Annotated in this window: 16 protein-coding genes; 6 read left to right on the top strand and 10 right to left on the bottom strand. The window is 52.5% G+C overall.

All coding sequences use genetic code 11. The features are described 5' to 3' along the window. Window positions 1–77 precede the first annotated feature (77 nt). The 3 genes from ACAW87_RS11540 (at window position 78) to ACAW87_RS11530 (ending at window position 4,034) form a co-directional block, all read left to right on the top strand. Complete coding sequence (locus ACAW87_RS11540; RefSeq protein ID WP_370723550.1) at window positions 78–1,310, top strand: MFS transporter; 1,233 nt, start codon at window positions 78–80, stop codon at window positions 1,308–1,310. A gap of 63 nt (window positions 1,311–1,373) precedes the next feature. Then, window positions 1,374–3,587, top strand: a complete 2,214-nt coding sequence (locus ACAW87_RS11535) for a penicillin acylase family protein (protein ID WP_370723549.1) — start codon at window positions 1,374–1,376, stop codon at window positions 3,585–3,587. A 66-nt stretch (window positions 3,588–3,653) separates the two neighbouring features. Continuing rightward, the gene (locus ACAW87_RS11530) at window positions 3,654–4,034 is read left to right on the top strand and encodes an iron chaperone (RefSeq protein WP_370723548.1); all 381 of its coding nucleotides are present in this window, start codon (window positions 3,654–3,656) and stop codon (window positions 4,032–4,034) included. 227 nt (window positions 4,035–4,261) lie between these two features. Here the strand turns inward: ACAW87_RS11530 and ACAW87_RS11525 are convergent, their stop codons facing one another. From ACAW87_RS11525 to ACAW87_RS11510, 4 genes are read right to left on the bottom strand one after another with little or no spacing between them, the layout of a single operon-like run. After that, on the bottom strand, window positions 4,262–7,009 hold the full coding sequence (locus ACAW87_RS11525) for a M4 family metallopeptidase (RefSeq protein WP_370723547.1): 2,748 nt from the start codon (window positions 7,007–7,009) through the stop codon (window positions 4,262–4,264). Beyond that, window positions 7,006–7,662 carry a hypothetical protein gene (locus ACAW87_RS11520; protein WP_370723546.1) on the bottom strand — a complete coding sequence of 219 codons (657 nt, stop codon included), beginning with the start codon at window positions 7,660–7,662 and terminating at the stop codon, window positions 7,006–7,008. Before ACAW87_RS11520 ends, ACAW87_RS11525 begins: the two co-directional genes overlap by 4 nt. Window positions 7,663–7,669: 7 nt before the next feature. Further along, window positions 7,670–8,356 carry a TapB family protein gene (locus ACAW87_RS11515; protein ID WP_370723545.1) on the bottom strand — a complete coding sequence of 229 codons (687 nt, stop codon included), beginning with the start codon at window positions 8,354–8,356 and terminating at the stop codon, window positions 7,670–7,672. A 29-nt stretch (window positions 8,357–8,385) separates the two neighbouring features. Further along, entirely contained in the window at window positions 8,386–9,765 is a 1,380-nt protein-coding gene (locus tag ACAW87_RS11510) for an OmpA family protein (RefSeq protein ID WP_370723544.1), read from the bottom strand. Window positions 9,766–10,048: 283 nt separating this feature from the next. Between ACAW87_RS11510 and ACAW87_RS11505 the strand changes: the two genes are divergently transcribed. Both ACAW87_RS11505 and ACAW87_RS11500 read left to right on the top strand, forming a co-directional pair. Beyond that, complete coding sequence (locus tag ACAW87_RS11505; RefSeq protein WP_370723543.1) at window positions 10,049–12,067, top strand: sensor histidine kinase; 2,019 nt, start codon at window positions 10,049–10,051, stop codon at window positions 12,065–12,067. Continuing rightward, window positions 12,064–12,828 (top strand): LytR/AlgR family response regulator transcription factor, encoded by a 765-nt coding sequence (locus ACAW87_RS11500; protein ID WP_370723542.1) that lies wholly within the window; start codon window positions 12,064–12,066, stop codon window positions 12,826–12,828. Before ACAW87_RS11505 ends, ACAW87_RS11500 begins: the two co-directional genes overlap by 4 nt. 103 nt (window positions 12,829–12,931) lie before the next feature. Here the strand turns inward: ACAW87_RS11500 and ACAW87_RS11495 are convergent, their stop codons facing one another. Then, window positions 12,932–15,124, bottom strand: a complete 2,193-nt coding sequence (locus ACAW87_RS11495) for an ice-binding family protein (RefSeq protein ID WP_370723541.1) — start codon at window positions 15,122–15,124, stop codon at window positions 12,932–12,934. Between the two features lie 516 nt (window positions 15,125–15,640). On the opposite strand from ACAW87_RS11495, the gene ACAW87_RS11490 reads away from it, so the two are divergent. Then, window positions 15,641–18,205, top strand: coding sequence for an FdhF/YdeP family oxidoreductase (locus ACAW87_RS11490; protein ID WP_370723540.1), 2,565 nt, complete (start codon window positions 15,641–15,643; stop codon window positions 18,203–18,205). A gap of 95 nt (window positions 18,206–18,300) precedes the next feature. Here ACAW87_RS11490 and ACAW87_RS11485 read toward each other — a convergent pair whose 3' ends face one another. The 5 genes from ACAW87_RS11485 to ACAW87_RS11465 form a co-directional block, all read right to left on the bottom strand. Next, window positions 18,301–21,354 (bottom strand): WD40/YVTN/BNR-like repeat-containing protein, encoded by a 3,054-nt coding sequence (locus ACAW87_RS11485; RefSeq protein WP_370723539.1) that lies wholly within the window; start codon window positions 21,352–21,354, stop codon window positions 18,301–18,303. A 38-nt stretch (window positions 21,355–21,392) separates the two neighbouring features. Next, the gene (locus ACAW87_RS11480) at window positions 21,393–21,743 is read right to left on the bottom strand and encodes a transmembrane 220 family protein (protein WP_370723538.1); all 351 of its coding nucleotides are present in this window, start codon (window positions 21,741–21,743) and stop codon (window positions 21,393–21,395) included. 151 nt (window positions 21,744–21,894) lie between these two features. After that, complete coding sequence (locus tag ACAW87_RS11475; RefSeq protein ID WP_370723537.1) at window positions 21,895–22,617, bottom strand: tetratricopeptide repeat protein; 723 nt, start codon at window positions 22,615–22,617, stop codon at window positions 21,895–21,897. Between the two features lie 69 nt (window positions 22,618–22,686). Then, window positions 22,687–23,613, bottom strand: coding sequence for an N-acetylmuramoyl-L-alanine amidase family protein (locus ACAW87_RS11470; RefSeq protein WP_370723536.1), 927 nt, complete (start codon window positions 23,611–23,613; stop codon window positions 22,687–22,689). A gap of 141 nt (window positions 23,614–23,754) precedes the next feature. Further along, on the bottom strand, window positions 23,755–24,603 hold the full coding sequence (locus tag ACAW87_RS11465) for an AraC family transcriptional regulator (protein ID WP_370723535.1): 849 nt from the start codon (window positions 24,601–24,603) through the stop codon (window positions 23,755–23,757). Between the last annotated feature and the right edge of the window lie 56 nt (window positions 24,604–24,659).

Here is a 24,659-nt window from a genome sequence, read left to right as displayed (position 1 = left end):
GCGCATAACGACTTCGCGCAAGCAAGGCTCCCTTCAGGGCGGGGGGCCACGCAGGAGAGTGATCCCAACCTACTACCATGATGTCTCCGCCTGTTTCGTCGCGTCAGCACTTACTTCAGATACCGGTTTTGGTGGCTGCGCTGGGCTATTTTGTCGATATGTACGACCTGTTTCTGTTCAGCGTGGTTCGGGTGCCCAGCCTTAAAGCGTTGGGTGTGGGCGCCGATCAGTTGCTACCAGAAGGGATTTTTCTGCTGAATATGCAATTGATCGGTTTGCTGATCGGCGGCGTGTTGTGGGGTGTTCTGGGCGATAAACGGGGGCGGCTGTCGGTGCTGTTTGGCTCTATTCTGCTCTATTCGCTGGCCAACATCGCCAACGGGATGGTTACCAATCTGACACAGTATGCCGTTTTACGCTTCATTGCCGGTGTTGGACTGGCTGGTGAACTGGGTGCGGGTATTACGCTGGTCGCCGAGATTTTGCCCAAACAGTTGCGGAGCTACGGGTCCATGCTGGTGGCTACGATGGGGGTTCTGGGGGCGATCACCGCCTATTTTGTGGCCGATTTGTTTGCCTGGCGCATGTCGTATTTCGTAGGCGGTGGACTCGGCCTGTTGTTGCTCGTGTTGCGCGTCAACGTGTTTGAGTCGGGTCTTTTCGAAAATCTCAAGATGAAGCAGATCGAACGGGGGAATTTCCTGAAGCTATTCACCAATCCAAACAGTCGACGCAAATACCTTCAGGCCATAGTGATGGGCATACCGCTCTGGTTCGTGGTCGGTATCCTGATTACGTTCTCTCCGGAATTTGGCCGAAATGCCGGGCTACTTGAGCCAATTATAGCCGGTAAAGCCGTTATGCTGGCTTTCGCCGGTCAATCGGTAGGCGATATCGTGAGTGGGTTGCTCAGTCAACGATTACAAAGCCGTAAAAAAGCAATCCGCCTCTTTATTCTGCTGTCGTTTGCCATGATGCTTGTCTACCTGCTGGTGCCGATTCAGAGTACGGCTCAGTTCTACTTTTTCTGTATCTGTCTGGGTTTCTGCAACGGGTACTGGACGCTCTTCATTGTACTGGCCGCTGAGTTGTTCGGTACCAACCTACGCGCTACGGTGGCCACGTCGGTGCCGAATTTTGTGCGGGGAGCTACCGTACCGCTTACCTGGCTTTTCGTGTGGCTCAAACCCTCGTTGGGACTCACCTACGGCCCGGTGCTTATTGGTGCGGTCGTTGTTGGTGGTTCCCTCTTGGCGCTCCATTTCCTGGAAGAAACATTCGCTAAAGACATGAATTACGTGGAGGTGTAGAGAGAAAGCCTGGAGAGTTGTATTTACTTTCGCCCTTCTGCATTCCATCACAACCTGTCATCAATGAATCGGTTCCCATCGCGCTTGGTCAGCTTTTTTTTTAGTCTGGTCATTTTCCTCAGTGTCCATTCAGTAAACGGTCAGTCATTCAGTAAGGCCGATATTGCCCGTTGGCAACAGCAGGCCAAGCAAGTCACCATCACCCGCGATACCTGGGGTGTTCCGCACATCTACGGGAAGACCGATGCCGACGTGGTTTTTGGGCTGATGTTCACCCAGTGTGAAGACGATTTTGGCCGGGTCGAAGAAAACTACATTACATCGATTGGTCGACTGGCTGAGATAGAAGGGGAATCGGCCCTGTATCACGACCTTCGGGCGCGGCTGTTCATGGACACTACGCAAGCATTAGCAATTTATAAAAAGAGCCCTGCCTGGATGAGATCACTGCTCGATGCTTTTGCCGACGGGATGAATTATTACCTCTACACACACCCCGCCGTTAAGCCTAAACTGCTGACGCGTTTCCAGCCCTGGATGCCGCTTATGTTCAGTGAAGGCAGTATTGGCGGTAATATCAGCGTGGTATCGACCGAGCGGCTGAAAGCCTTTTACGAGCAACGTAAATCGACCTCTTTTGTACCAACGTTCGACCATTATGAACGTGAATCGATTGGCTCGAACGGGTTTGCCATTGCACCGTCCAAAAGTGCCACTGGTAACGCTCTGCTGCTGATCAATCCGCACACGTCGTTCTATTTCCGGTCAGAAGTACACATGGTGAGTCAGGCCGGACTCAATGCCTACGGGGCCGTTACCTGGGGGCAATTCTTTGTTTATCAGGGTTTTAATGAAAATTGTGGCTGGATGCACACGTCGAGTTATGCCGATTCGATGGACGAGTATCTGGAAACCATCGAGAAGAAAGGCGATAACCTGTTTTACAAATATGGCAGTGAGTTAAAGCCGGTTCGGGCGCAGAAAGTGCGCTTGCCGTACAAATCAGGTAACGGTGTTCAGTACAAAGACTTCACCATGTATTTCACGCAGCATGGCCCTATTGCGGGTGAAAAAGACGGGAAGTGGATTGCCATCAACATGATGAACACGCCGCTGAACGCGCTGTCTCAGTCGTATCTACGTACGAAAGCGAAGGATTACGCGAGCTACAAAGACGTGATGAAGCTGAACGGAAACGCGTCGAATAACACCGTTTTTGCGGATCGGAACGGGACAATCGCCTATTGGCACGGAAATTTCATGCCCCGCCGAAACCCTAAATTTGACTGGGAAGAGCCCGTTGATGGCAGCAACCCCGAAACGGACTGGAAAGGACTCCACCCGATCGAAGACATCGTGCAGGTACGTAACCCGGCTATCGGCTGGATTCAGAACTGTAACGCCACGCCGTTTACCGTTGCCGGGATCAACAGCCCCGACCCGAAAAAGTACCCTGCTTATATGGCTCCCGACGCCGAAAACTACCGGGGAATCAACGCTGTAAATGTGTTAAGCCGCCGTTCGAAGTACACGCTCGATACGCTGATCGCCGCTGCCAATGACCCGCACTTGGCCGCTTTCGATGATCTGATCCCTCCTTTACTAGCCGCGTATCAAACCGTATCGGGCGATGCGCTCAACCAATCGAAAGATCTGGCTGAAGCCATTCAGGTGTTGACAGCCTGGGATAGGGGCTACGGAAAGGCTTCAGTTGGGCAGACGCTGGCTATTCTGTGGGGCGAAAAAATACAGCGTATGGCCCGGACTCGGGCAGCGGCTAATCAGCGGTTCGATAACCTGGGGCTGTCGGCTTTCGTCGTGGAAAAGACAACAGCCCAGGAAAAAGTAACCGCCCTGTCGGATGTTCTAAAAGACCTGACGCGTGATTTCGGTACCTGGAAAACGCCCTGGGGCGAAATCAATCGCTATCAGAGACTAACCGGCAAAACGCAGGAAACCTACGACGATCTTAAGCCGAGCATCCCTGTTGGGTTTACATCGTCGGCCTGGGGTTCACTGGCCGCGTTCGCGGCCCGAACGTACCCGGGCACAAAGAAGCGATATGGTAGCGTCGGCAATAGTTTTGTGGCCGTGGTCGAATTTGGCAAGCGGGTCAAAGCACGCTCGGTCGTGACGGGCGGACAGAGTAGCATCCCCGGCGAAAAACACTTCACTGATCAGGCACCGCTATACACCGAAGGTAAATTCAAAGACGTCTGGTTTTACCCCGAAGACGTGAAGCAGCACGTCGAAAGAACATACCACCCCGGCGAATAGTAACACGGACTTCAGTCCGTAATAAACCAGCCGTCCCTGACAACAGAAGTCCGTACTCCAATGCATATGAAAGCAGGCGAACCCATACCCAAAACCATTGATGAATACCTGTGCGATTTTCCGGAGGCCGTTCGGGTGCAATTAGAGTATCTGCGGCAAGCTATCAGAGATGCTGCTCCAGATGCGCAGGAAGCGATCAGTTATCAAATGCCCGCCTTTATGCTGGCGGGCAAACTGGTTTATTTCGCGGGGTATAAAAACCATATTGGTTTCTACCCAACCCCATCCGCCATCACCGCTTTTGCCGATGAACTGACGGGCTACAACTGCGCCAAAGGCACGGTACAATTTCCACTCGATAAGCCGCTTCCGCTCGACCTGATCACCCGTATGGTCAAGTTCAGAGTAGCCGAGAACCTGGCAAAAGCAGTGGCAAAAAAGAAATGATGGGCACACGGATTCGAATGGGACACGGATTTCGCTGATTTAACGGGATTGACGCTGATTTTTGTCATCCCGACGACAGGAGGGATCTTGAAATGATGTACAACATAGCTGATGAGCGGTCAAGGGTGGTGAACCACCGTGAAACAGGCTCAAAACAACGACCTACCCAGCTCTAAACGCTTGACATATATCAATTTCGGGAATGCTTGACTAGTTGAGGCTACCACTCACTTAAAAATAGGTGCGGTGGAAAAAAGCGCGTTAAAGTTACCGGGTACGTTTTCGCGGATATTCTGAATCTTAAACATGCCCAGGTAATCGATGGGGAAGCCGCGTAGCCAATAGTCGAGCCCATTGCGCATCTGGTTTACGGGCGAGTAGGGCATCATCACCATCAGGTCTGACATGCGCAGCGGTATCTGGCCGGTGGTCCACCAATGAATTGATCCTTGTTTGCCCTCTGTCAGTACATATTTTCGGGTGCGGTAGAGTTTCTCGTGAACGCCACGGGCTTTGATGTGGTCATTATCGAAAGCACGCCGGGCCTTTCGGGTTTGCCAGAACGCAATCTCAGAAACAGGTATTTCGCCCTGCCTGAGGGTGTCAAGGGTTTTCTCGGCTTCGACGCGCCCCTGTTTCATGTCGTTCAGGTGTTTTTCCAATACCGGTATGCCCGCATCGAGTTGGGCCCGGCGTTCGGCCGATGTACCAAGGGCATTACGTTCGGCACGAGCTTCTTCCAGCTGTGTTTTCATAAGCAGCTCCGTAGCGGGTAGTGTCTCTTCCACTGCTTTCTCCATAAGCTGAGTAATGGATTTAGGCACCACTGCCGTGTTGATGCCATCGGCATTCTGCACGACCATAGATAGCATGGGATTACTTCGGCTGGTAAACGACTTGACAATCCCGTCGGGGGTATTTGTAACAGCCACTGCGCTGTCACCTTTAAAATAAAATTGGGTTTCCACCCGCTCGGTGCCGTTACTCATCACCATATCGAAGCTCCAGCCGGGGGCGCAGCGGGGCGGTTCATCGTCACGAACACCCACCGCATACCACGCGTTGCGTATCGAACAGGTTACAGCCGATTCTTCGCCATGTAGCTGAACGGCAACCGTTTCGGTCGCCAAAGAAAACGTTTTGAAATCGCAGGTGGGGCCAATCTGAAACAAGGCATTGTACACAATCCGGGCGGCTACATCCTGGCCTACACGATCTACTTTATATGCATCGTTAAGGTCGTTGGTGCCCTCACCTCCTTCAGAAAGAAGATAAAACCAGTAGCTGATCACACCAGAATTTGTATGAACGCCACCGTAGTCGTTATCACTCTTATACGTAGAGACGTTGGTGTTTTGCCAGTACTTACCCTCATACGTTTTGGGTTGTGCTCCTTGCCGCGAAAGGTGGGGGTTGGCAAGGTTTCGACCCGAGCCATCGGGCACCTGGTTACCATGCCGCCATACGTCGCCCCGCCCGGTCTTGGCATCGGTTATAGATCCCATAATGTCGGCAATGGCTTCGTTTAGCGCCCCCGATTCGCCCCGATATTCGAGTTGGGCGGGGGTTCGGTCAACAACGGCGTGGGTGAACTCATGCGCAGCAATATCCTGCGAAATGTAGGGAGAGCCGTCTGTAGATCGGCCAAACCGGAGTGTTCTGGCCGGTTCGTCCCAATGGGCGTTGGCATCAGTCAATGGTTCGAGAAATAATCGACCGTTTTTGTCGTCGTATCCCCGCCGGTTAAACTGCTGACGGTACATGCCCATTACGCCACGCAGGGCCACAATCTGGTCGAAGTACCCGGCCCTGGTGAATGAGGAGTTGGTCCATTTGGCACTGGTATCGGTCACCGTTCGGCCTTTTATGTCATGTACGTATAGATTTGGCTCAGCCAGATCAATCAGATAAGTGCCATACTTTGTATTGACGGTTTGCTCGCCAAAACGAAATGTCTTTACCTTTTTGGGAGATATCTCCAGGTCATCGGCAGTGCTGTTGCGCTGATTATGATCATGCCCCGGCACCCGACAGGTGCGGATATACGTAGCCTGATAGACGATCAGCTTCTTTACGGGGTCCAGATACACGTATGACTTCAGAGGACGTACCTGATATTGATACACCACCTGAAACGTAGGCGCGTCTGGCTGTCGGCCAGTCTTCATCAGCAACGGCCCGGCCACCAGCTTCACTGCCGACGTGTCGCGGGCATCAATGCCCTGTGCCCGCAATAGGGCAGTGAGCACAGCCAATGATTGACTGGCTGTTGGCGCGGGTGTTCTGGGTAGCGGTAGTTGGTCAAATAATTGACCTGTCGCCAGTGTAGCTATCCCATCGGCGTTGAGTTGAAGCGTGTAGTACGCCGGATCAACGCGGTAATTACCAGCCACCTGATCATACCGGATATAGGTTTGGTTGTCTGGTCCTGCGTAGGTTTCGGCTTCTTTCAGTTGAACGCTGTACTGCTGTTGCATAAAGGCCACAAAGCGGGTGGGTGTCAGTTTGGCCTGCGCGTAGAACAGTATCTGAAACGGCACACCAGCATAGCGCCCCGGTATGGTGTTGCGAATCGGGGGAACTGAATCTGGATTGGCAGTGCGCCGTCGAAGCGACGCCATCAGATCGGCTTCGGGTTTGTCGGCTATAGCGTTATCGGCGGGTTGAGCCGCGGGCTGCTCTTTCTGTTGAGATGCTTCTTTTAGATGGGCGCGGAGTTGTTTTAGCGCCTCAGCTTTGCCTTCTTCGAGTTCCTTTATCTGTGCGGGAGTAGCGCCGTTCTTTCTGGCTTCGCGAATCTGTTCGTCAAATATCCTAGCCATGTTGTCGGGATCGAATGCTTTCTTAAGGGCATCCTGTGCCTCACGTATCTGTTTTTCCTGCTCGGCTTTCTGAGCAGGGGTAAGCTGTTGCGAGAAGCCCAGGCCAACCGATGATAAAAAGAAAATAAGTGTGAGTAAATACCTGATAATCATAATTTTGCGTCGGCGATTCGGTAGGTTTTCAGGTCAATGAAATATTCCGTCGGGGAGATATTTTTCAGCCGTATACCATCCGGTAACTCTTCTGACACCACCAGCCGGTTGCGTGGCACGATCGACGTGTAATCGACCGACTGAAAAATGGGCAGACCGATTTCCAGCCCCAACAGCGTGTTGTAGGCGTAGAGCGGATAGCAGTTGAACGGAACCGTGGTTAAATGGGCGTTCAGGCTCATGCGCCCCGCCTGAAGCTGATAAGCTGAGCCTGTAAACACGGGCCAACCGTATTTATTGGCCCCAAACTGTGCTCGTTTGCCCGTTGGTTTACCCGTCACAGTTTTGGTGTTTCGTAGGGCGGCTTTATTCCTGAACCGCTGGCACACGTTGGCGTCGCTATCATCGGTGCTGCACAGCAGGTAGATCCCGTTGGGGTAAGCCACCACAAAGGATAGCCCCTCGGCGGTGCCGCCAAAAGAATCGTCGTTGGTGAATAGCCAGGTTGATGTTTTCCGGTCGAGGTACACGCTCGTCTCGCGAGGCTGTCCGTTTTGGGTGTGGCTGAAGGTGAGCAACTCGCTGAATTTAAGACTTCCCTGTGCCACACTCACTTGCGTGAACAACAGCAATACGGCTACGTACCTGATCATTGGCGACTTATTTTTCCAGTTTAGTCAGTATCATAGACGACTGTTTCTGGCCTTTTTCGTTGACCTGTTCCGACTTCACCACGCCGATTCCTTTAGCCAGGTATTCGGTTCCTTTCAGCGTGCGATTACCCATCAGGCGCATGTTCATGGTGTAGGTGATCTTCACGCAGTCGAAGGTGCCCGCCGGGGTCTCTACGGTTTCCATGCCCGCCACCTGCCGATCAACGATGTTGGCGGTCAGGGTCATCAGGGTCATGCCACTTTCGAGACCTGATTTTACGGTGATGCTGGCGTCTTTCAATTTATCGCCCACGCTGAGTTTGGCTGGGTACGTTAGCTGATCGCCGGTAATGTCCATGCGGAGGTTAGCTGCTTTCGGAATCATATCGGAGCTAATGTTCCTGACGTCGGTGTAATAATTTCCGTCGACACACTTGCCGAATGATTCGCCTTTTGCCAGCAGTTTACCTTTGGGATCGTAGGTTTCGTTGGAAAAAACGAGGGATGTGCCGCCGTTGACGGGCTTGTAATCAATAATCTGATATTTGAGCAGGGCGGCCGGTTTGTCTTTTTTGTCGTAGCTGGTCATCTCAAATTTCAGCCCTTTCTGAAAAGCAAAATAGCCACCGCAATCCTGCGCGTGAACGATAATTGTAGATAAGAGGATGCCAAAACACACAAGTACTGTTTTCATAAGAAGACGGGTGAAAGAGGTGATAGATTCTACAGTTTGATGAATTCGACGCGCCGGTTGTTGGCCTTTCCTTCGGTAGACGTGTTGGGACCAACAGGCGCGGCTTCACCCTTGCCGTCGGTATCCATACGGCCTGCCTCGATGCCAAATTCGGCCGATAGAGCCGCTTTTACGGCTGCTGCCCGCCGTTTCGAGAGGGTCAGGTTGCTGGCATCGTCACCGTCGGAATCGGTATGCCCGATGATCTTCACGCGCACCCCGGCATTCTCTTTCAACACCGTACCAATCTCTTTCAGCACCCCGTATGATTCGGGCCGGATCTTATCGGAATTGACATCGAACAGAATGCCCGTTGTGCTGAATTTGCCTTCCGTGATCAGTTTTGACCGCGTGTCGGGTGCGCCCACGGCCAGGCGGATATTGGAGATAAACAGCTGAATGCGATCTTCCGACATTTGGGAGTGAAAGCGCATGGCGTTCAACTTCGCATCGGCCGGGAAAATACGGGGTAGGTCAAATACTTTCAGCTCGTCGACGTACACCCGAAGCCGCTGTTTCTGCCGCCACAGGGCCACGTGAAAAACCTTGCCGTTATTTTCTGGATTAATGGTTTGGTCCATGTCACGATCGCCGCGCAGATCCGTATAGCCTCCTCCTTTGTCGGTCTGGTACAGCCCCGCGCTACCTGCGCCCATGCCGCCGTTAAACAGAAAGGTAGCGCCCCGGCCTGCCGCAATGTGGGTAATCTTATCGTCGTTGGTTTTAGTCTCGTGTATGGTGGTGTACAGCTTATTTGAATAGGTATAGCCTTTGTCTACACCAGTATATACCACGTCGTACTCCAGGGTGAAATTGTCGGGCAGGTCGTTCACAAAGTCAGGAATGAATGACGCATGATCGGTCTTGCGCAGCATGAGCCACTTACCGGGTTTACCATCGATGGTAACTACCTCCGCCGAGCCATTGGTATTCCACTTAGCCGGGAAATCACCCACAGCATCCTGACTAAAATCTTCAATGGATACCACCTTTTCTCCCGATACAAAATCAAACTTACTGTATGCCTTCAATGAAGCAGGTTCGGCAGGGCGGCCAGCGACTCCCGACGACGTACCTGTTGGGGTCTCGCCGTTGGGTACGCTGCTCTGCCCATCGGCCGACTGTCCGTAGGCGTCATCGGCTGGTTTCTGCTCTTTGGCTTTTTTATCTTTCTTTTTAAAGATGTTGCCAATGCCTTGCTCCACTTTATCGAGGCCGCGGTTTATGCCCTGATCTACCTTGTTGTTCACCCGATTTTCTACGCTGCGTTCGGTGGTTCGTTTTGGGTCATATACCCGAACTTGTGCTTGCAGGCCTGTGAGGCTAAGTGAAGTGATCAGGAGAATCCCGGCTAGTCTGATCTGGTGCATATTTCGTTGACAGTTAGTTGGTAAGAGTTGATCTTTAATACTGGAGAATGTGACAAATATGGATTAGCGGGTAAGTTAGTCGACAAACTAGTTGATAATACAGTGGTTTGAGTGTGCGGTAGTGGCATTTGAGTATATCGCTGAGCGAACGGTCGATAATGGCCTGATATGCACTGAAATAGCCTATAGGTTTACTCAAATCAGGCACCGATAGGGTTTGCCTTTTTCGCCTTTATACCTTTTTGTAGTATTGCAGTCAAAGCCTCAAGTTTTCTGATACATCATGGTGCGCTGGCTCCTTTTTTTTGCGCTGTTTCTGCCTTTCCACGGCCGGGCTAACCCGTTTCCTCATCAGTCAGATACACTGTACCTGAGTCGATTAACGCGCGGCTACACGTACCTGCGCGATCAAGCTTACCTAACAGTCACTGATCCCGGTACTGCCTGGCAGGATGTTTCTCGAAAACCAACCAGCATCCGGCCCCATCCCTCTTTACTAACCTCAGCCCGGTCGGCTTACTGGTTGCGACAGTGGGTAAAAAACGATACCGATTTGTCCCAGACAACGTACCTGTTCACGGGGAATAATCAGACCGCCACCGCCTATCTGATCGAGCCTGATAACCGTTTTGTTGACTCGCTACAGTGCGGTACCATGATGCCCCGGCAACGGTGGGCCAATCTAAGCGATGACCAGTATTTGCCGGTTACGATGCGTGCCGGTCAAACGCTTCTGCTGCTGATTCGGGTAGCCCGTCAGCCGGGCACACTGCCCGCGCTGACTCATGCTGACCTGCCCCGGCCGTCTATACATCTTCGTTTCGAGGCCGAACTATACCACGCCCAACAACTCACGCGCCAATATCAGCGAAACCTCCCCGAACTTCAGTATCGCTCGTGGGTACAGGGCGGATTACTGTTCTTCTTGCTGTTTGTGGTGCTTATTTACATGCAGTACCGACAGTCGCTTTATGGGTATTATGGCCTGTATGTGCTGGCTGGTTGCGTGTACTCGTTGTTAAAAACCCGCACTTATACGCCCGTTGGTCAACTGCTGGCTGATTTCCCGTTGTTTCGATTTCACGCTCTCGAATTGGTGGTGTGGGCGGGATGGGGGGCCTACATGTTGTTTCTGGTCGAGCTATTAAATCTCACCGTCACCCATCCCGTTGCGGCCCGGCGGTTGCGGAAATGGGGTAGGCTCGCCGTTGTTTATAGCCTGTTTTCAGGTACGTTGCTGATGTTGACCAACGACGGTGGCCTCTATCAGGTCAATTTCTGGCTGTGTCGGATCGTATTTGTCTCCGTACATGTCATTGTGCTGGTCTGGCTGCATAGGCATGTACCATCCGTGCTCACCCGCTATGTAGTACTGGGAAACGTGCTGTTAACAGTAATCGGCGTGTTGGCTTCGCTACGGGCGGGGGAGTTGATTCTGAAAAATACGTCGCTGCCCGGTTTGGTCGATAACCTGCTGATGCTGCCCTTGGGCGTACTGCTCGAAATCATTGTTTTTGCTCTCGCGTTGGCCCATCGCATTCGGCTGGTTGATCGGGAACGGCAGGCCAGTCAGCAGGCCTACGTAGAGGAAATTGAGCAGCGAACGGCCTACGAAAAACGACTGGCTGAAGTGGAAATGCTGGCCTTGCGCAGCCAGATGAATCCGCATTTCCTGTTCAATAGCCTAAATACAATTGAATATTTTGTGTTGAAAGGCGACGAAGCCAATGCCACCCGTTATCTGTCAAGCTTTTCACGCTTACTCCGACTCATTCTCAATCATTCTAACGAAGAAACTGTCCGGTTGTCGGAAGAACTGACCGGATTGAAGCTGTACCTGGAGTTGGAAAGCAGCCGGTTTGATGAGAATTTTCGGTACACGATCGAGGTTGATTCAGCGGTCGCTCAGGACGATGTCATTATTCCGCCGTTGTTGCTTCAGCCTTTTGTCGAAAACGCCATTTGGCATGGTCTTCAACATAGCCTCCGCGCCGACAAACGGCTATGGGTGCGGGTAATGCTGGTGTCAGAAGCACTGATCCAGTTCGAGATTGAAGACAATGGCATTGGTCGAGAGGCGGCCGGGCAGTTAAAAAGCCGACTATCTACCCGCCGTACGTCGCTGGGCATGAACATTACACAACAACGCATCGACCTGTTTAACCGAAACTACCCGGCTCAGCTTCACGTGCAGTTGATCGACCTTAGCCAGAATGGACAATTAGGTACGATCGTTCGAATTACCTACCGCCTTAGCTACACCCAAACACCTGTGAACGCACCAAACTATAGCCGACTATGAACGTGATTCTAATCGACGATGAGAAATACGCCACCGAGTTGCTGGTCATGAAACTGCGTAAGCTGAACATGGATGTGCAGGTGCTGGCCACCTTCAATCAGCCTGAGGCGGCGGTTGAGTTCATCAAATACACACCATTTGATCTGCTTTTTCTCGACATCGAAATGCCCCGGATGAACGGATTTGAGCTGCTGGAACAAGTGACGGGAAGTTTCCATTTCGATGTCATTTTCACCACTGCCTACGACCAATACGCCATTCGGGCGTTTCAGTACAGCGCCCTGCATTACCTGTTAAAACCGGTGCAGGAAGACGAATTGCGCGCGGCCATTGGCCTATGGCAGAAACGAACCCTTCGTCAGTTGCAACAGGCGCAGTTCAGCCTCTTCCGTGAGCAGTACGCTCAGCCTGCTCCCGAACCGCCCAATCGTATTGCCCTGCCGACGCACGAAGGTCACGAAATAGTGAACGTACCTGACATTATCCGTTGTGCGGCCGACGCGAGTTACACGCACTTCTTCCTGAAAAATGGTAGCACCCTACTGATTTGCCGAACGCTGAAAGAAGTGGAGCAGGTACTTGAACCCAACGGCTTTATGCGCGTACACCACTCGCACCTGATCAACCCAATGTACCTGAACAAAATTGTCCGGCAAGATGGCGGATACCTGCTCATGGCCGATGGTGCTCAGGTGCCGGTCACGAAACCCAAGCGTGATCTGCTCCTGGCCCAATTCAGCAGCATTGAGCGCAATGGGTGAGGGGGATTGGGGATGTAGGATTTTGGACGTTGATAAGCAGCGCTTTTGTCATTCAACACGTTAAATAATAGGCCAAAACGTCCAGTATCCAACATCCCAAATCTTACCTCACGCCCACACCTCTTGTTTTCCGCAGCACTACGGGGACGCAGACCTGTACCGGACAATCGCAGGTAGTTGGGCTGAGGGTCACGGTTACGTCGGTGAAACAACCGGCGCTGTTGGTAACCCGAACGGTATACGCCTGCGCCACCACCGGATTCAGCAAATTGGTTGCGATGACACCGTTAGCAGGAATAGGCTGTGGTGCGCCCGAAACCACGTTGGCCGCATCAAATGTAATTCCGGTAGCATACTGGAAGGTATGCGATGGGTTGAACCCACTCAAAACGATCTGCCCGTTTGCCTGTACACTGTTTCCTATGCAGGTGGCCGCAATAGTAACGGCTTGAAAGACAGGCATGGTGTCGGCTTCTACAATGAACGGACAGCACGAGAAGTTGGGACACTGACTGCCTGCTTCATCGATGCCGAGGCTGTAAGAGCCCGGTTCGCTGACGGTCAGTTCGTTGGTGAGTTGTCCCGCAATGAATACGCCGTCTTTATACCAGCGGTAAGTGGCGCTACCCGCTGGCACAGAAAGCACGTATTGGTCGCCCTGGCAGAGTTTGACAGGCACAGAGGTACAAACCCGAACCGTGTCGCCGGGAATAAAGGCGGTGTTGTACAGGATGCCCGATTGGTCGGCGGTAGCCTGGAAGGTAAGGGTCAGACTTTGTCCCGCTGCCAATGTAGGAACCAGCCAGTTGCTGATGGGCGAACCGGGCGTAAAGGTGGTGCCGGCGGGGGCTGTGGCTGAATTAGGTACGTAGCTGAGGCCCGCCGTGGTTGAATCGCGCACCACTACATTACTGGCCGGACCATTGCCGGAGTTAGTCAGCACCAGCGTGTAGGTGAGCGTGTTGCCCGGCCTGATTACTGATTTGTCGACCAGGAGGTTAAGTGTCAGGGTAGGCGCCAACAGCACGTACCCAGCGTTAACAGCCGTTGTGTTAGCACCTGATGACAACGAAAAAGGACCGGCAACTCCCCCCGTTGGCGTAGTAGCAGAGTAACCCGTTGGGGTGCTGAAACTCAGCGAATAGGGCGTTCCGGGCGTGAGACCGGTAAAACTGTACACACCGGATGGGCCTGTTGTAGTTGACCCTACTACGGCACTGCTGCTATCGAGCAGCGAAACGACCACACCGGTAATCGGTCCTTCTCCACCGTCCCGAACGCCGTTCGTATTCGTGTCGGTATACACGATGCCGCTCAGGCTGGCGGGTGAAGTTGGTGCTGTGGTGCATGAAGCTGGTGCGGTATATGTAGCCGAAGCCGTAATACAACCCGGACCTGTTACAACGACGGTACGCGAACCTGTTCCAGAATTAAGTGCCGCTAAACCAAACGCGACCGACAATTGCCCCGTGGTTACCGAAACGGTTGTGGTGCTGCTTCCGTCGGTGATAGTAAACGTACCTGCCACTGCGGAAGTGAGCGATAGGGTACCCGTTAGGTCGTAGGCATTCGTGGCGGTGTTGCAGGTAGCGCCCGACGTGATGGCTACTGATACCACAGGGGCGTAGTTTGTTACGGTATTGTCGCTGATGGAGATGGCTCCGGCAATAGACAAGGCTCTGCCTTCAAGCGTGGCACCGGACGCTAAACTGATGGCTCCGTTGGCCAGAATGGTGCCCCTGAACACGGAGCCCGTACCCAAATCGACAGCGCCGTTTATCTGAAAATAAACGTCGTTGATGCAAGCGCCGTTTGTAAGGGCAACAACTGACCCTGCGTTGGTGGTCAGTGCGCTATTCAGCTTGATGATATACGTACCTGGCCCATTCAGGGTTAGGGTGCCGTTGAGAGACGAAGCGGCGGCCAACGGTTGGCAGTAAATGCCCGGCGTTAACACCTGACCGTTGCCAAGTAATGGATCAATCACCTTACCACAACTGAGTGAAGTTATTGATGTATAGGCAGCCGTCACATCGGTGGCCGCTTGATCAGCCTGCGTGCTGCCAGCCAGGCGAATTTGTCCGGTTACGCTGCCTGGCGGAAAGGCATTAAAGGTTCCTACATTAGTGCCCACATCGCCGACAACCGTCGATGCGCCCGTACTGGCAAAGGCTCCATTGGCAGTGAAAAGCGCAAACGCCGACGCGGTTCCCAGGTTTGGAGACTGACTATACCCAACAAGTGGCAAAATCAGCAAGAGAATACAAGTGAGTAACGAGCGTAGTTCTTTCTTCATGATAGCGGGGATTGGCAGGCAAAACGACTGCTGTGATACGATTGAGTGGCTTATTACTAATTAACGGTTCCCTGTAGCCGAGAAACCTACGCGTTGGGTACTTCACTGGTGCATGTCAGGCCGTATAGGTCTGATTTTGACACTGTATCAACGTAAAAGAAAGACTGATTGGGAGAGGATAATGACCAAAATAAGGCCACCAAAAGTTGATTTCCCCGGTAACTTAGAGGTGTTAATCTACGAGGGCTATCTGGCGAATGGGGTTGGCAAAAGTCAGGCCAATTCTAAATTTGATTAGGGAACGGTACCGTGTTATGGAAAATACTTAAGTAAATACTATCTGTTTTTTATGTTAATAAAAGTTTTCTGTATTTGTAAATCGTAAATATTATCGTGCCAAAGAGTGATTATTTGTTCAACTCATAACTACATCACTTGCGGGAAGGTTAGTACAGATAGCTAGCCGTTTACAGCTTACTCAACGTTTTCAGTACGGCCTGACAGTCGTGATATACTATGGACAAGTCCCCGAACAACGAAAAAAAGCCCAGCAACCCAACCGAACAGCATGCTGGCAACGTACCTGAGAGTGGTGAGCGTCCGGAACAGGGTTCCGAAATGGTTGCTGATCACTACGACCCGCAGAAAGAGGCTGACCAAACGGGCAGACCGGCTGATACTCGTACTCTAATCGCCCCCGATAACTTGAGCGCTAAAGATAAAAACCCAGTACTGGCCCAACCGCCCGAAGCATTTACTGGTTTAACCCTGGGCAAACCAGCTACAGTAGCGGCCGGTGTTACGGCCGTTCTGAAATCCATGCAGTTTTCGTGGAGCGAAGCGGGAATTGGTCGCGGTACACACGCCTTGCTGAAACTCAATCAGAAAGATGGGTTCGACTGCTCATCCTGCGCCTGGCCCGACCCAGATGACCACCGGTCGGTAGCGGAGTTCTGCGAAAACGGAGCCAAAGCCACCGCATCGGATGCCGATACCCGCCGCGCCGACCCCGAGTTTTTTGCTAAACACAGTTTGGTTGATCTGTCGCGTATGACCGATCGAGACCTGAATAATGCAGGCCGACTGACTCACCCGATGGTACTTCGTCCGGGCGCCACGCACTACACGCAGATAAGCTGGCCCGAAGCGTTTCAGATTGTGGCCGATGAACTGAATGCGCTGCCATCGCCCGACGACGCGCTTTTCTACACATCGGGTAAAGTGCCCAACGAGCCTGCGTTTCTGTACCAGCTATTCGTGCGGCAATTTGGTACCAACAACCTGCCCGACTGCTCGAATATGTGCCACGAGAGCAGCGGATCGGCCCTCAGCCCAACGCTGGGATTGGGGAAAGGATCGGTCACGCTCAATGATATTCACGAGGCAGAAGTCATCCTGATTATGGGCCAGAATCCGGGGACGAACCACCCCCGTATGCTGTCGGCCCTTCAGATTGCCAAGCGCAACGGTGCCCAAATTATTGCCGTCAATCCCCTCTTCGAAGCGGGGCTTAGTCACTTCAAAAATCCGCAGGATTTCATGAATCCGATCAAGGCGGTGGGTACGTTACTCAGCAAAGGAACGCCTATGGCCGATCTGCATTTGCAGGTGAAAATCAACGGCGATATGGCGGTGTTACGCGGTATCATGAAGCACCTTATCCGTGCCGAAGAGCTCAATCCGGGTGTCGTGATCGATCATGCGTTCATCAAAGAATTTACTACGAAATACGACGATTTTCTGGATACGATTCGGAATACGAGTTGGAAGGAGATCGAGGAAATAAGCGGCCTTACGAAAGAGCAACTACTCGAAGCCGCTAACATCATTGCCCCGAAACAAAAACTGGTGACGTGCTGGGCGATGGGTCTGACGCAGCAGAAAAACGGTGTTATGTGCATTCAGGAGATTGTGAACCTGCACCTGATGAAGGGAGCCGTGGGCAAACCCGGTGCCGGTACGTGTCCGGTGCGGGGTCATTCCAATGTGCAGGGCGACCGCACGATGGGTATTTGGGAGCGACCGCACAAAGAGTTTCTGGATGATCTGCAAAAAGAGTACGGTTTCGATCCGCCCCGCGAACACGGCTATGATACGGTTGAGGCGATAAAGGCCATGCATGACGGTAAAACCGGTGTGTTCATTAGCCTCGGCGGTAATTTCCTGTCGGCCTCGCCCGATACCGAATTTGTGGCCGAAGGGTTGCGCAAGCAGCGCTTAACGGCGTTCATTAGTACCAAACTAAACCGTGGCCACCTGGTGACCGGAAAAACGTCGTTGATTCTGCCTTGCCTCACCCATGTAGATATTGACAGGCAAAAGTCGGGGCAGCAGATTACATCCTGCGAAAATTCAATGGGTGTTGTCAGTCAGAATAAAGGCGTGCTGGAACCGCTGGAAGGCGAAATGCTCAGCGAAGTAGCCATTATTTCGGGAATCGCCATCACCACACTGGGCGATAAATCGAAGGTGGACTGGGTTGGCTACACCGAAAATTATGACACCATCCGGGATGCCATTTCCCGCGTGATTCCAGGTTTCGACAAATTCAACGAGAAGCTTAGAATGCCGGGGGGCTTCTACCTGCCCAACGGCCCCCGCGAACGGAATTTCACCACCGAAAACGGCAAAGCTAATTTCACGGTAACGGAGATGGTCAAACACGTTCTCGAACCGGACCAACTGGTGATGATGTCGATTCGCAGTCACGATCAGTTCAACACGACGATCTACGATTACAATGATCGGTATCGGGGTGTATACGGTGAGCGCCGTGTCATCTTCATGAATACCGACGATATGAAAGACCGTGGTCTTCGTGAGCGGCAGCTAGTGAACATTACCAGTCATTTTGAGGGGCAAAAACGTCATCTGGAACGGTTCGTGGTTATTCCCTACAATATTCCGAAGGGAAACACGGCGGCCTATTACCCCGAGGTAAATCCGCTGGTGCCGGTGGCAAGCGTGGCGGACGTAAGCAACACGCCCACGTCAAAATTCATCATCGTCACGGTAGAACCAGTAGCGGAACAACTGCCCGAAGGCAAAACCGAAACTGTTTCGCTTGAACTGGCGGTGTAAACGTAACGCGGACTTTAGTCCGCCTGAGCCTAGCTACTGAGGGTAAATTCAGTTACAGGATAGCTGGCCTCAGGCGGACTGAAGTCCGCGTTACGTTACTTTCCTTCTCCGCCGCCTTCGGCTTCTTCCTGTTCGCGCCAGGCCTCGAACTCATCGGGCGAAGCGAATGTAACGGGTCGGCGTGTGCGGCGTAGGGCGGCTTTTACCTCCATATCGCGGCTGACAGACTGCCCGTTCTGCGTCAGGGTCAGTTTGTATTTGCCGGGCTTGATATACAGCTTTTTGTTATCAGCCAGCGTCAGGTCAACGGCTGGGGCGTCTTTCTTTTTGCCGTCGTTCAGGTACGTCAGGTACGTTGCTCGCTGTGTGGTATCAATGCTATAATCGAAGCTGAGGTAGTTCAAACCGGCTTCGGTGGTATCTGTCAACGTGCGCAGCACCAGCCCTTTATCGGTAGCGATGGTGGCCGTGGTTTTCCCCGATTGCTTAGACACGTACGGAATGGTCATCGAGTAAGAAGGAGTTTCTTCGTAAAGCACTTTTCGGCCCCAGGCAGGGCTGGCCGTAACGGGGCTAAGCGCAAACAGATGAAGCGATTTGCTCAGAATCGAATCGCCAAGTTGCTGAATGTGCTCCAGATTAACCGTGTACAATGACCGTCCGTGGGTACCCACCAGCAATTCCGCGTCGCGCGGGTGCACCATTAGGTCGTGTACGGCCACAGCAGGCAGTCGAGTGGCTGAACCTTCGCCGCTAATGGGCATGAACGACTGTCCTTTATCCAGCGACATATACAGGCCGTGGTCAGTGCCTACGTAGAGCAGATTCGGGTTCTTTGGATCTTCTTTTACTACGTTGACGGGTTCGGCGGGCAGATTTTTGCCGAGGGCGGTCCAGGTTTGGCCGTAGTCGGTCGATACGTATACGTAGGCCGCGAAATGATCGTCGCGGTAGCCGTTCAGCGAGATGTAGACGGTGCCTTCCTGATGGGCAGACGCAGCAACCCGGCTCACCCACAGGTTTTCGGGCAGGCCATTGGTGATACGTGTCCACGAGTTGCCGCCATCTTTCGAGACGTGAATCAGGCCATCATCAGAGCCCGTGTAGATCAGGCCAAAGCGCAACGGCGATTCATCGATTGTCGTCAGCGTGCCGAACGTAACATCGCCTTCGCGGGGGCCTTTGGTCAGGTCGCCCGACAGTGTTTTAAACTCATCGCCCCGGTTCAGGCTGCGGTGGAATCGGTTCGAACCGAAATAGATGACATCCTGATTGTGGCGTGAAATCAAGATGGGTGCCTGCCAGTTCCAGCGGAGTTTAGCTTCACCTACTTCGGTAGCCGGTACCACTAGCCGCTTCATTTCGCCACTCGTTTTGTTGACCCGGAAGTAGTTACCGAACTGGAAACCAGAATAAACGGTGTTGTTGTCGCGCCAGTCGACCTGCACCTGCATGCCATCCCCGCCCACCAGCGAACGGTACGGATAGCGGCCGTTTGCCTGCCAATCGGTGTCGGCGCGGTAGGTGCTAGGGCCAGTCCAGACGCCGTTATCCTGCAAGCCTCCATAGACATTATACGGTTTGGCCATATCAACGGCTACGGCGTAGAACTGCCCAACGGCGGGTGTGTTGGCCTTCATCCAGCTTTTGCCCGAATCGTAGGTGATGTTGATGCCGCCATCGTTACCCAGAATCTGGTGCTTGTTATTCGTAGGATTAATCCAAAGAGCGTGGTGATCAGAGTGTACGTTGCCCTGATCCATAGAGCGATAGGTTTTGCCGCCATCTTCTGAGCCAATAACCGGTACGCCCGCAATCACGACTTTATCGGCATTGTCGGGGGCTACCCAGATGTTTCCGAAATAATAGCCGTAGGTGTTGAACACGCCATCGAGGAAATCGGCGTTGACTTTGCGCCATTTGGCACCGCCATCATCAGAGCGATACACTTCAGCACCAATCACCTCGGCGTTGATCAGCCGCGAATTGGCGTCGTCGGTATATTCCAGAATCGAGACAGGCTTGATCTTATCGGCGAGAATCATCTCTTTCAGCACCTTTGGCGTGTACTTTTCTGGAAAATTCTGCTCTTCCAGGTATTCGGCGATAAATGAGTCTTCTGATTTCAGAAACTCGTCTTTCGAAATGACTTTCAGGCGTTCTTTGGTCAGCTTCCGGGCATCGACAACTGCTTTTTTGTCGGTCGCTTTCTCTGGTCGATACGCCTGATTGTCCAGAATCATGTACAGCGTTTTGGTATTGCCGGGGAAAATGGTCAGGCCCATCCGTCCGGTTTTATCGTCATTCGGAAGGCCGCTCTGCCCACCCGAAATGAGTGTCCAGGAATCGCCGCCGTTGATGCTTTTGTAGAGGCCCGATGTTTTACCGCTTTCCACAAAATCCCATGCCTTCCGTTGCTTATGCCACATAGCTGCATACAATACCTGCGGGTTAGTCGGGTCAACGTCTACATCGATAGCACCGGTTTGATTATCAATAAATAAGGTCTTTTTCCAGGTACGTCCTCCGTCGGTTGTTTTGTAGATACCTCGATCGGCGTTATCGGTGTAAAGATGGCCCACGGCGGCTACCCAGGCCGTGTTGGAGTCGGTGGGGTGAAGGGCAATCTTGCCGACGTGGTGTGTATCGTCGAGGCCGGGCAGGTGTTGCCAGGTACGTCCTTTATCCGTGCTTTTGTAGCAACCCATCCCGGCGTACGACGATCGGCTCGAATTGGCTTCGCCTGTACCCAGCCAGATAGCGCCTGTTTTCCAGTCAACGGCAACGGCACCAATCGTCATTACCGCTTCGTGCTGAAAAAGAGGCGAAAACGAAATGCCGTTGTTGTCGGTGTGCCATAAACCTCCGCTGGCGTAGGCCACGTAGAACTCGCTCGGGTTCTGCGGATTCACCGATAAATCGACCACTCGGCCGCTCATGACCGTGGGGCCAATCGAGCGTACAGGTACGTTCTGGAGCAGCGATGATTTAGTGAGCTGGGTACGTTGCGTAGCACCGGCCATACGGTCAGATGCCAGCGTGGCTGTGATACCAATTGGGGAAGGAGTCGCCGATTTTTTGGCTTTCTTCTGGGCAAACGCCCCCGACGCCAACGAAAGTGCGGCGAGGGAAAGTAGTAGTTTGTGCATGATGACGGTCCGACGGTTCGGTTGGGGAAGCTACTAAGTTATGATTTTTTGCGTTTACTGACCAGAAAAGCCATTATTCCCATCGCCAGGGCGCAAATGGCCAGTCCACCCGCTTCCCGCGCCAGTTCGATATTGACTGTTTTCATGCCCATCTCATTGAGCACGAAACCCTCGAAAGCTGGTGGCCACTGATAGATGGCTACAACGCCATAGATCAGCGCCATTAGTCCAAAGAACCAAACTTGTCCAATGCGTGCATATGCCATAATACAGGCCATAGCCGCGAAACCATAGATGGGTACCCAAATCTGAGGATCGGGATCATTATACTGCACCCCTGCAAATAGAACGAATACGATGGCGAAAACAAGGGGAAGGACTTTAGTCATGGGAGTCAGTTGTCGATAGTCTGGAAAGTTGTTTTTAGTCGGGAGTCAATAGGCTGGATAGTCGTTTTTAGTGTTGCTCACGCGTCAGCAACGGGCTTGCTTGAGCAACACTAAAAACGACTATCCAGCCTATTGACTCCCGACTATCGACTTAATTACAATACGCGACCAGCGCATTGGCGGCGTCGGGGTAGTTGAGTTTCTGAGCCTGTTTGAGACTTAGGCAGGCGGCATCGCGTTGATTGGCCAAAACCTGAGCCAGACCAAGGCCATAGAACGCTTTACCAAACGTAGGATCGATGGCCACACAAGCCTGAAAGTCGGCAAGGGCGCCGGGCAGGTCTTTTTCGTTGAAACGAAGATTTCCCCGGTTGTACAGCGCCAACGCGTTTTTTGGATTCAGCTTGATCGACTGATTGAAGTCGGTGAGGGCGGGCTGGATTTGATCTTGCAACGCAAACAACTGTCCCCGGTTCAGGTACGTCTCCGAGGTTGTCAAACGGGCGGTATCAGGGGCCAACCGAATGGCTTCTGAGTAATCGCCCAACGCTGCCTGAACGTCTCCCTGCGCTGTTTTTAGTAGCGCCCGGTTGTAGTAGGGTCGGTAGAAGTCGGGTTTCAGTTTCAGTGCCTGGTCATAATCGAGCAGGGCGTTACTGTATTCTTTCAGCTCAAAGTAAGCCACACCCCGCGTGTTAAAGGCTTCGGCATTGTCGGCGTCGGCTTCTACCGCCTGATTGAGCGCCGTTAAAGCTTCGCGAGACTTGCCTTCTCGGAGTAATGCCCTTCCCTGATCGAGGTAATCGTTGGATGAGGTGCAGGAAAAAAAGAGGTACAGGGTACAAAGAGTACTAAATAGGGGGAGCTTACGCATGGGTTGGTTCTATCTGCTGATGCCAAATGAGACATGATGCAAAAGTAATGCGTGGCGGCTGTTTTGGGTTCACCTCGAGCGGTAGTCGTCGAGGATACCCTGCATCATCCAGTTGGCGAGCGCCAGGCGGTTTGATGCCATCAGGAATCGCCGCTGATCGAGTGGGTTCTGAATGTTGCCCAGTTCAATAAAAACCGTGGGCGGGTGGCTGTTCTTTACAACGTACAGCGAATTGCGGGTAGAGACGTTACCCGAATAAGGCCGGTCGGGCTGATGGCGCTTGTAGTTTGCTTTGAAGCGCTGATGAATGTGTTTAGCGAGCCGCTGGCCGGCCTGACTATTACTGTGGTGGTAAAAGAAAACGTCGATCTTTTGCCCCTGACTCCGGCTGTCAACATGAATCGTGATAAACCGCTGGTAAGCCGATTTATGGCGGGTATGTAACTTATTAACGGCGGTAGTGGTCTGATTGAGCCGGGCTGTCTGGTTCAGTGGGATTGGTCTGTTTCCGTAAGCTACCTCGTCACGGTCGAGCTTTAAAATGGCATCATTCCGTACACCATCGTTCGGGTCTTGGACGAGCATATACACCGTGGCTCCCTGTTGTTTAAGCAATTGTTCAAGTCGAATGGTGACGTCGTAGGCGTACTCATCTTCGGGAAGCAGGCTTTTGCCAAACTTGCCAATTGCCCCAGGGTCGGGGCCTCCATGCCCGGAAGCGAGGTAATAAACCGCACCGCTAAGGGGCTTTTTGGGGCGTACAATGGCTGCTTTGGATTTCTCTGAACGCGCTTTCTGAACCGTTTTTTTTGCTTTTACCTGCTTTTTTTGCTTCGCTTTCCGGCGTTTGCCGGGTTGCGAAGACGCGTGGTCAGTCGTGGCAGACCGGAGCGTTACAGCGCTTGGGCGGAGTGGCTCGGGCAATCTGGGCAGGTGCAGGAAAGGCAATAGAGCCACGCCAATGAGGCCGAGAAGGTGAGGGAAGGAAATGAGCAAGACGACGATTCACTGTTAGTTAAAAAAACAGGCCAGAGCAGTCTGGCCTGATTCTACCGCAAAAGTAGGGAACAACGAAGCGGAGGCCAAGCCACTCGCTCAGGCAGTAACAAAGACGGTCCCGTCGTCAACAGGTCACCATTAGCTGGCCAATCTCTTCCGATATGCGGTTGGCGTTTGGCCGGTAAGGCGCTTAAACGTCTTGTTAAAATGCGACAAATTCGCATAGCCTATGTCGGCGCCGATAGCAGCAATGGGTTGGTCGGTATGCAATAACCGGCGTGCCTGACTAATTCTGTATTCGTTGACAAAATCAGAAAAGGTCAGTTGCGTCATCCGCTTGAAATAACGGCAGAAGGCCGGAACAGTCAGATTGGCCAAATCGGACACCATGCGCAGGTCAATGGCTTCGGCATAATGGTCGGCTACATAGGCGTAAATTCGATTAATCCGTTGCTCTTCCCTGGGGTCAACGGTAAACTGAATGCCATCGGCTTGTAGCGGCTGTACGTCGGTAGCCTGACCCAATTGCTGAAAAATCAGTAACAGCGAAACCAACCGCTCGAAACCCGTCTGGTGGGGTAGCTTCATCAGCAGTGAACCGACCCGATGCTTAGTTTCCAGCCCAAAAACTAACCCCTGACTGGCTCGGGCAAACAATCGTTTCACGGCTGTCATTTCTGGTTTGTGCAAAAAATCCGGGCCCATGAAATCGTCACGTAGCTGAACAACAATTTCTTCGTAAGGGCCTTCTTTATCGTAACTGAAATTGAGATGCGGAATGTTGGGGCCAATAAACAGCAGTTCTCCCTCTTCATAAGCCGACACGTGCTGCCCAATATGTCGTCGGCCGTTGCCTTCAGGAATAAAGACGATCTCATATTCGGGGTGATAATGCCAATACACCCAGCACGTTTGCGGGCTGGTCAGGTGAACAACCTTAAATGAACTGCCGACCTCGGGCTCTATTTTCTCAAATTGTAGGCGCATACGATACATGGTAGGGCTAGCCACTTACCAACTAATATAGTGCTAAATTAACGTGC

It is taken from the genome of Fibrella aquatica (assembly GCF_041321135.1).
Lineage (GTDB): Bacteria > Bacteroidota > Bacteroidia > Cytophagales > Spirosomataceae > Fibrella > Fibrella aquatica.
This window is presented reverse-complemented; position numbering and strand designations above follow the sequence as displayed.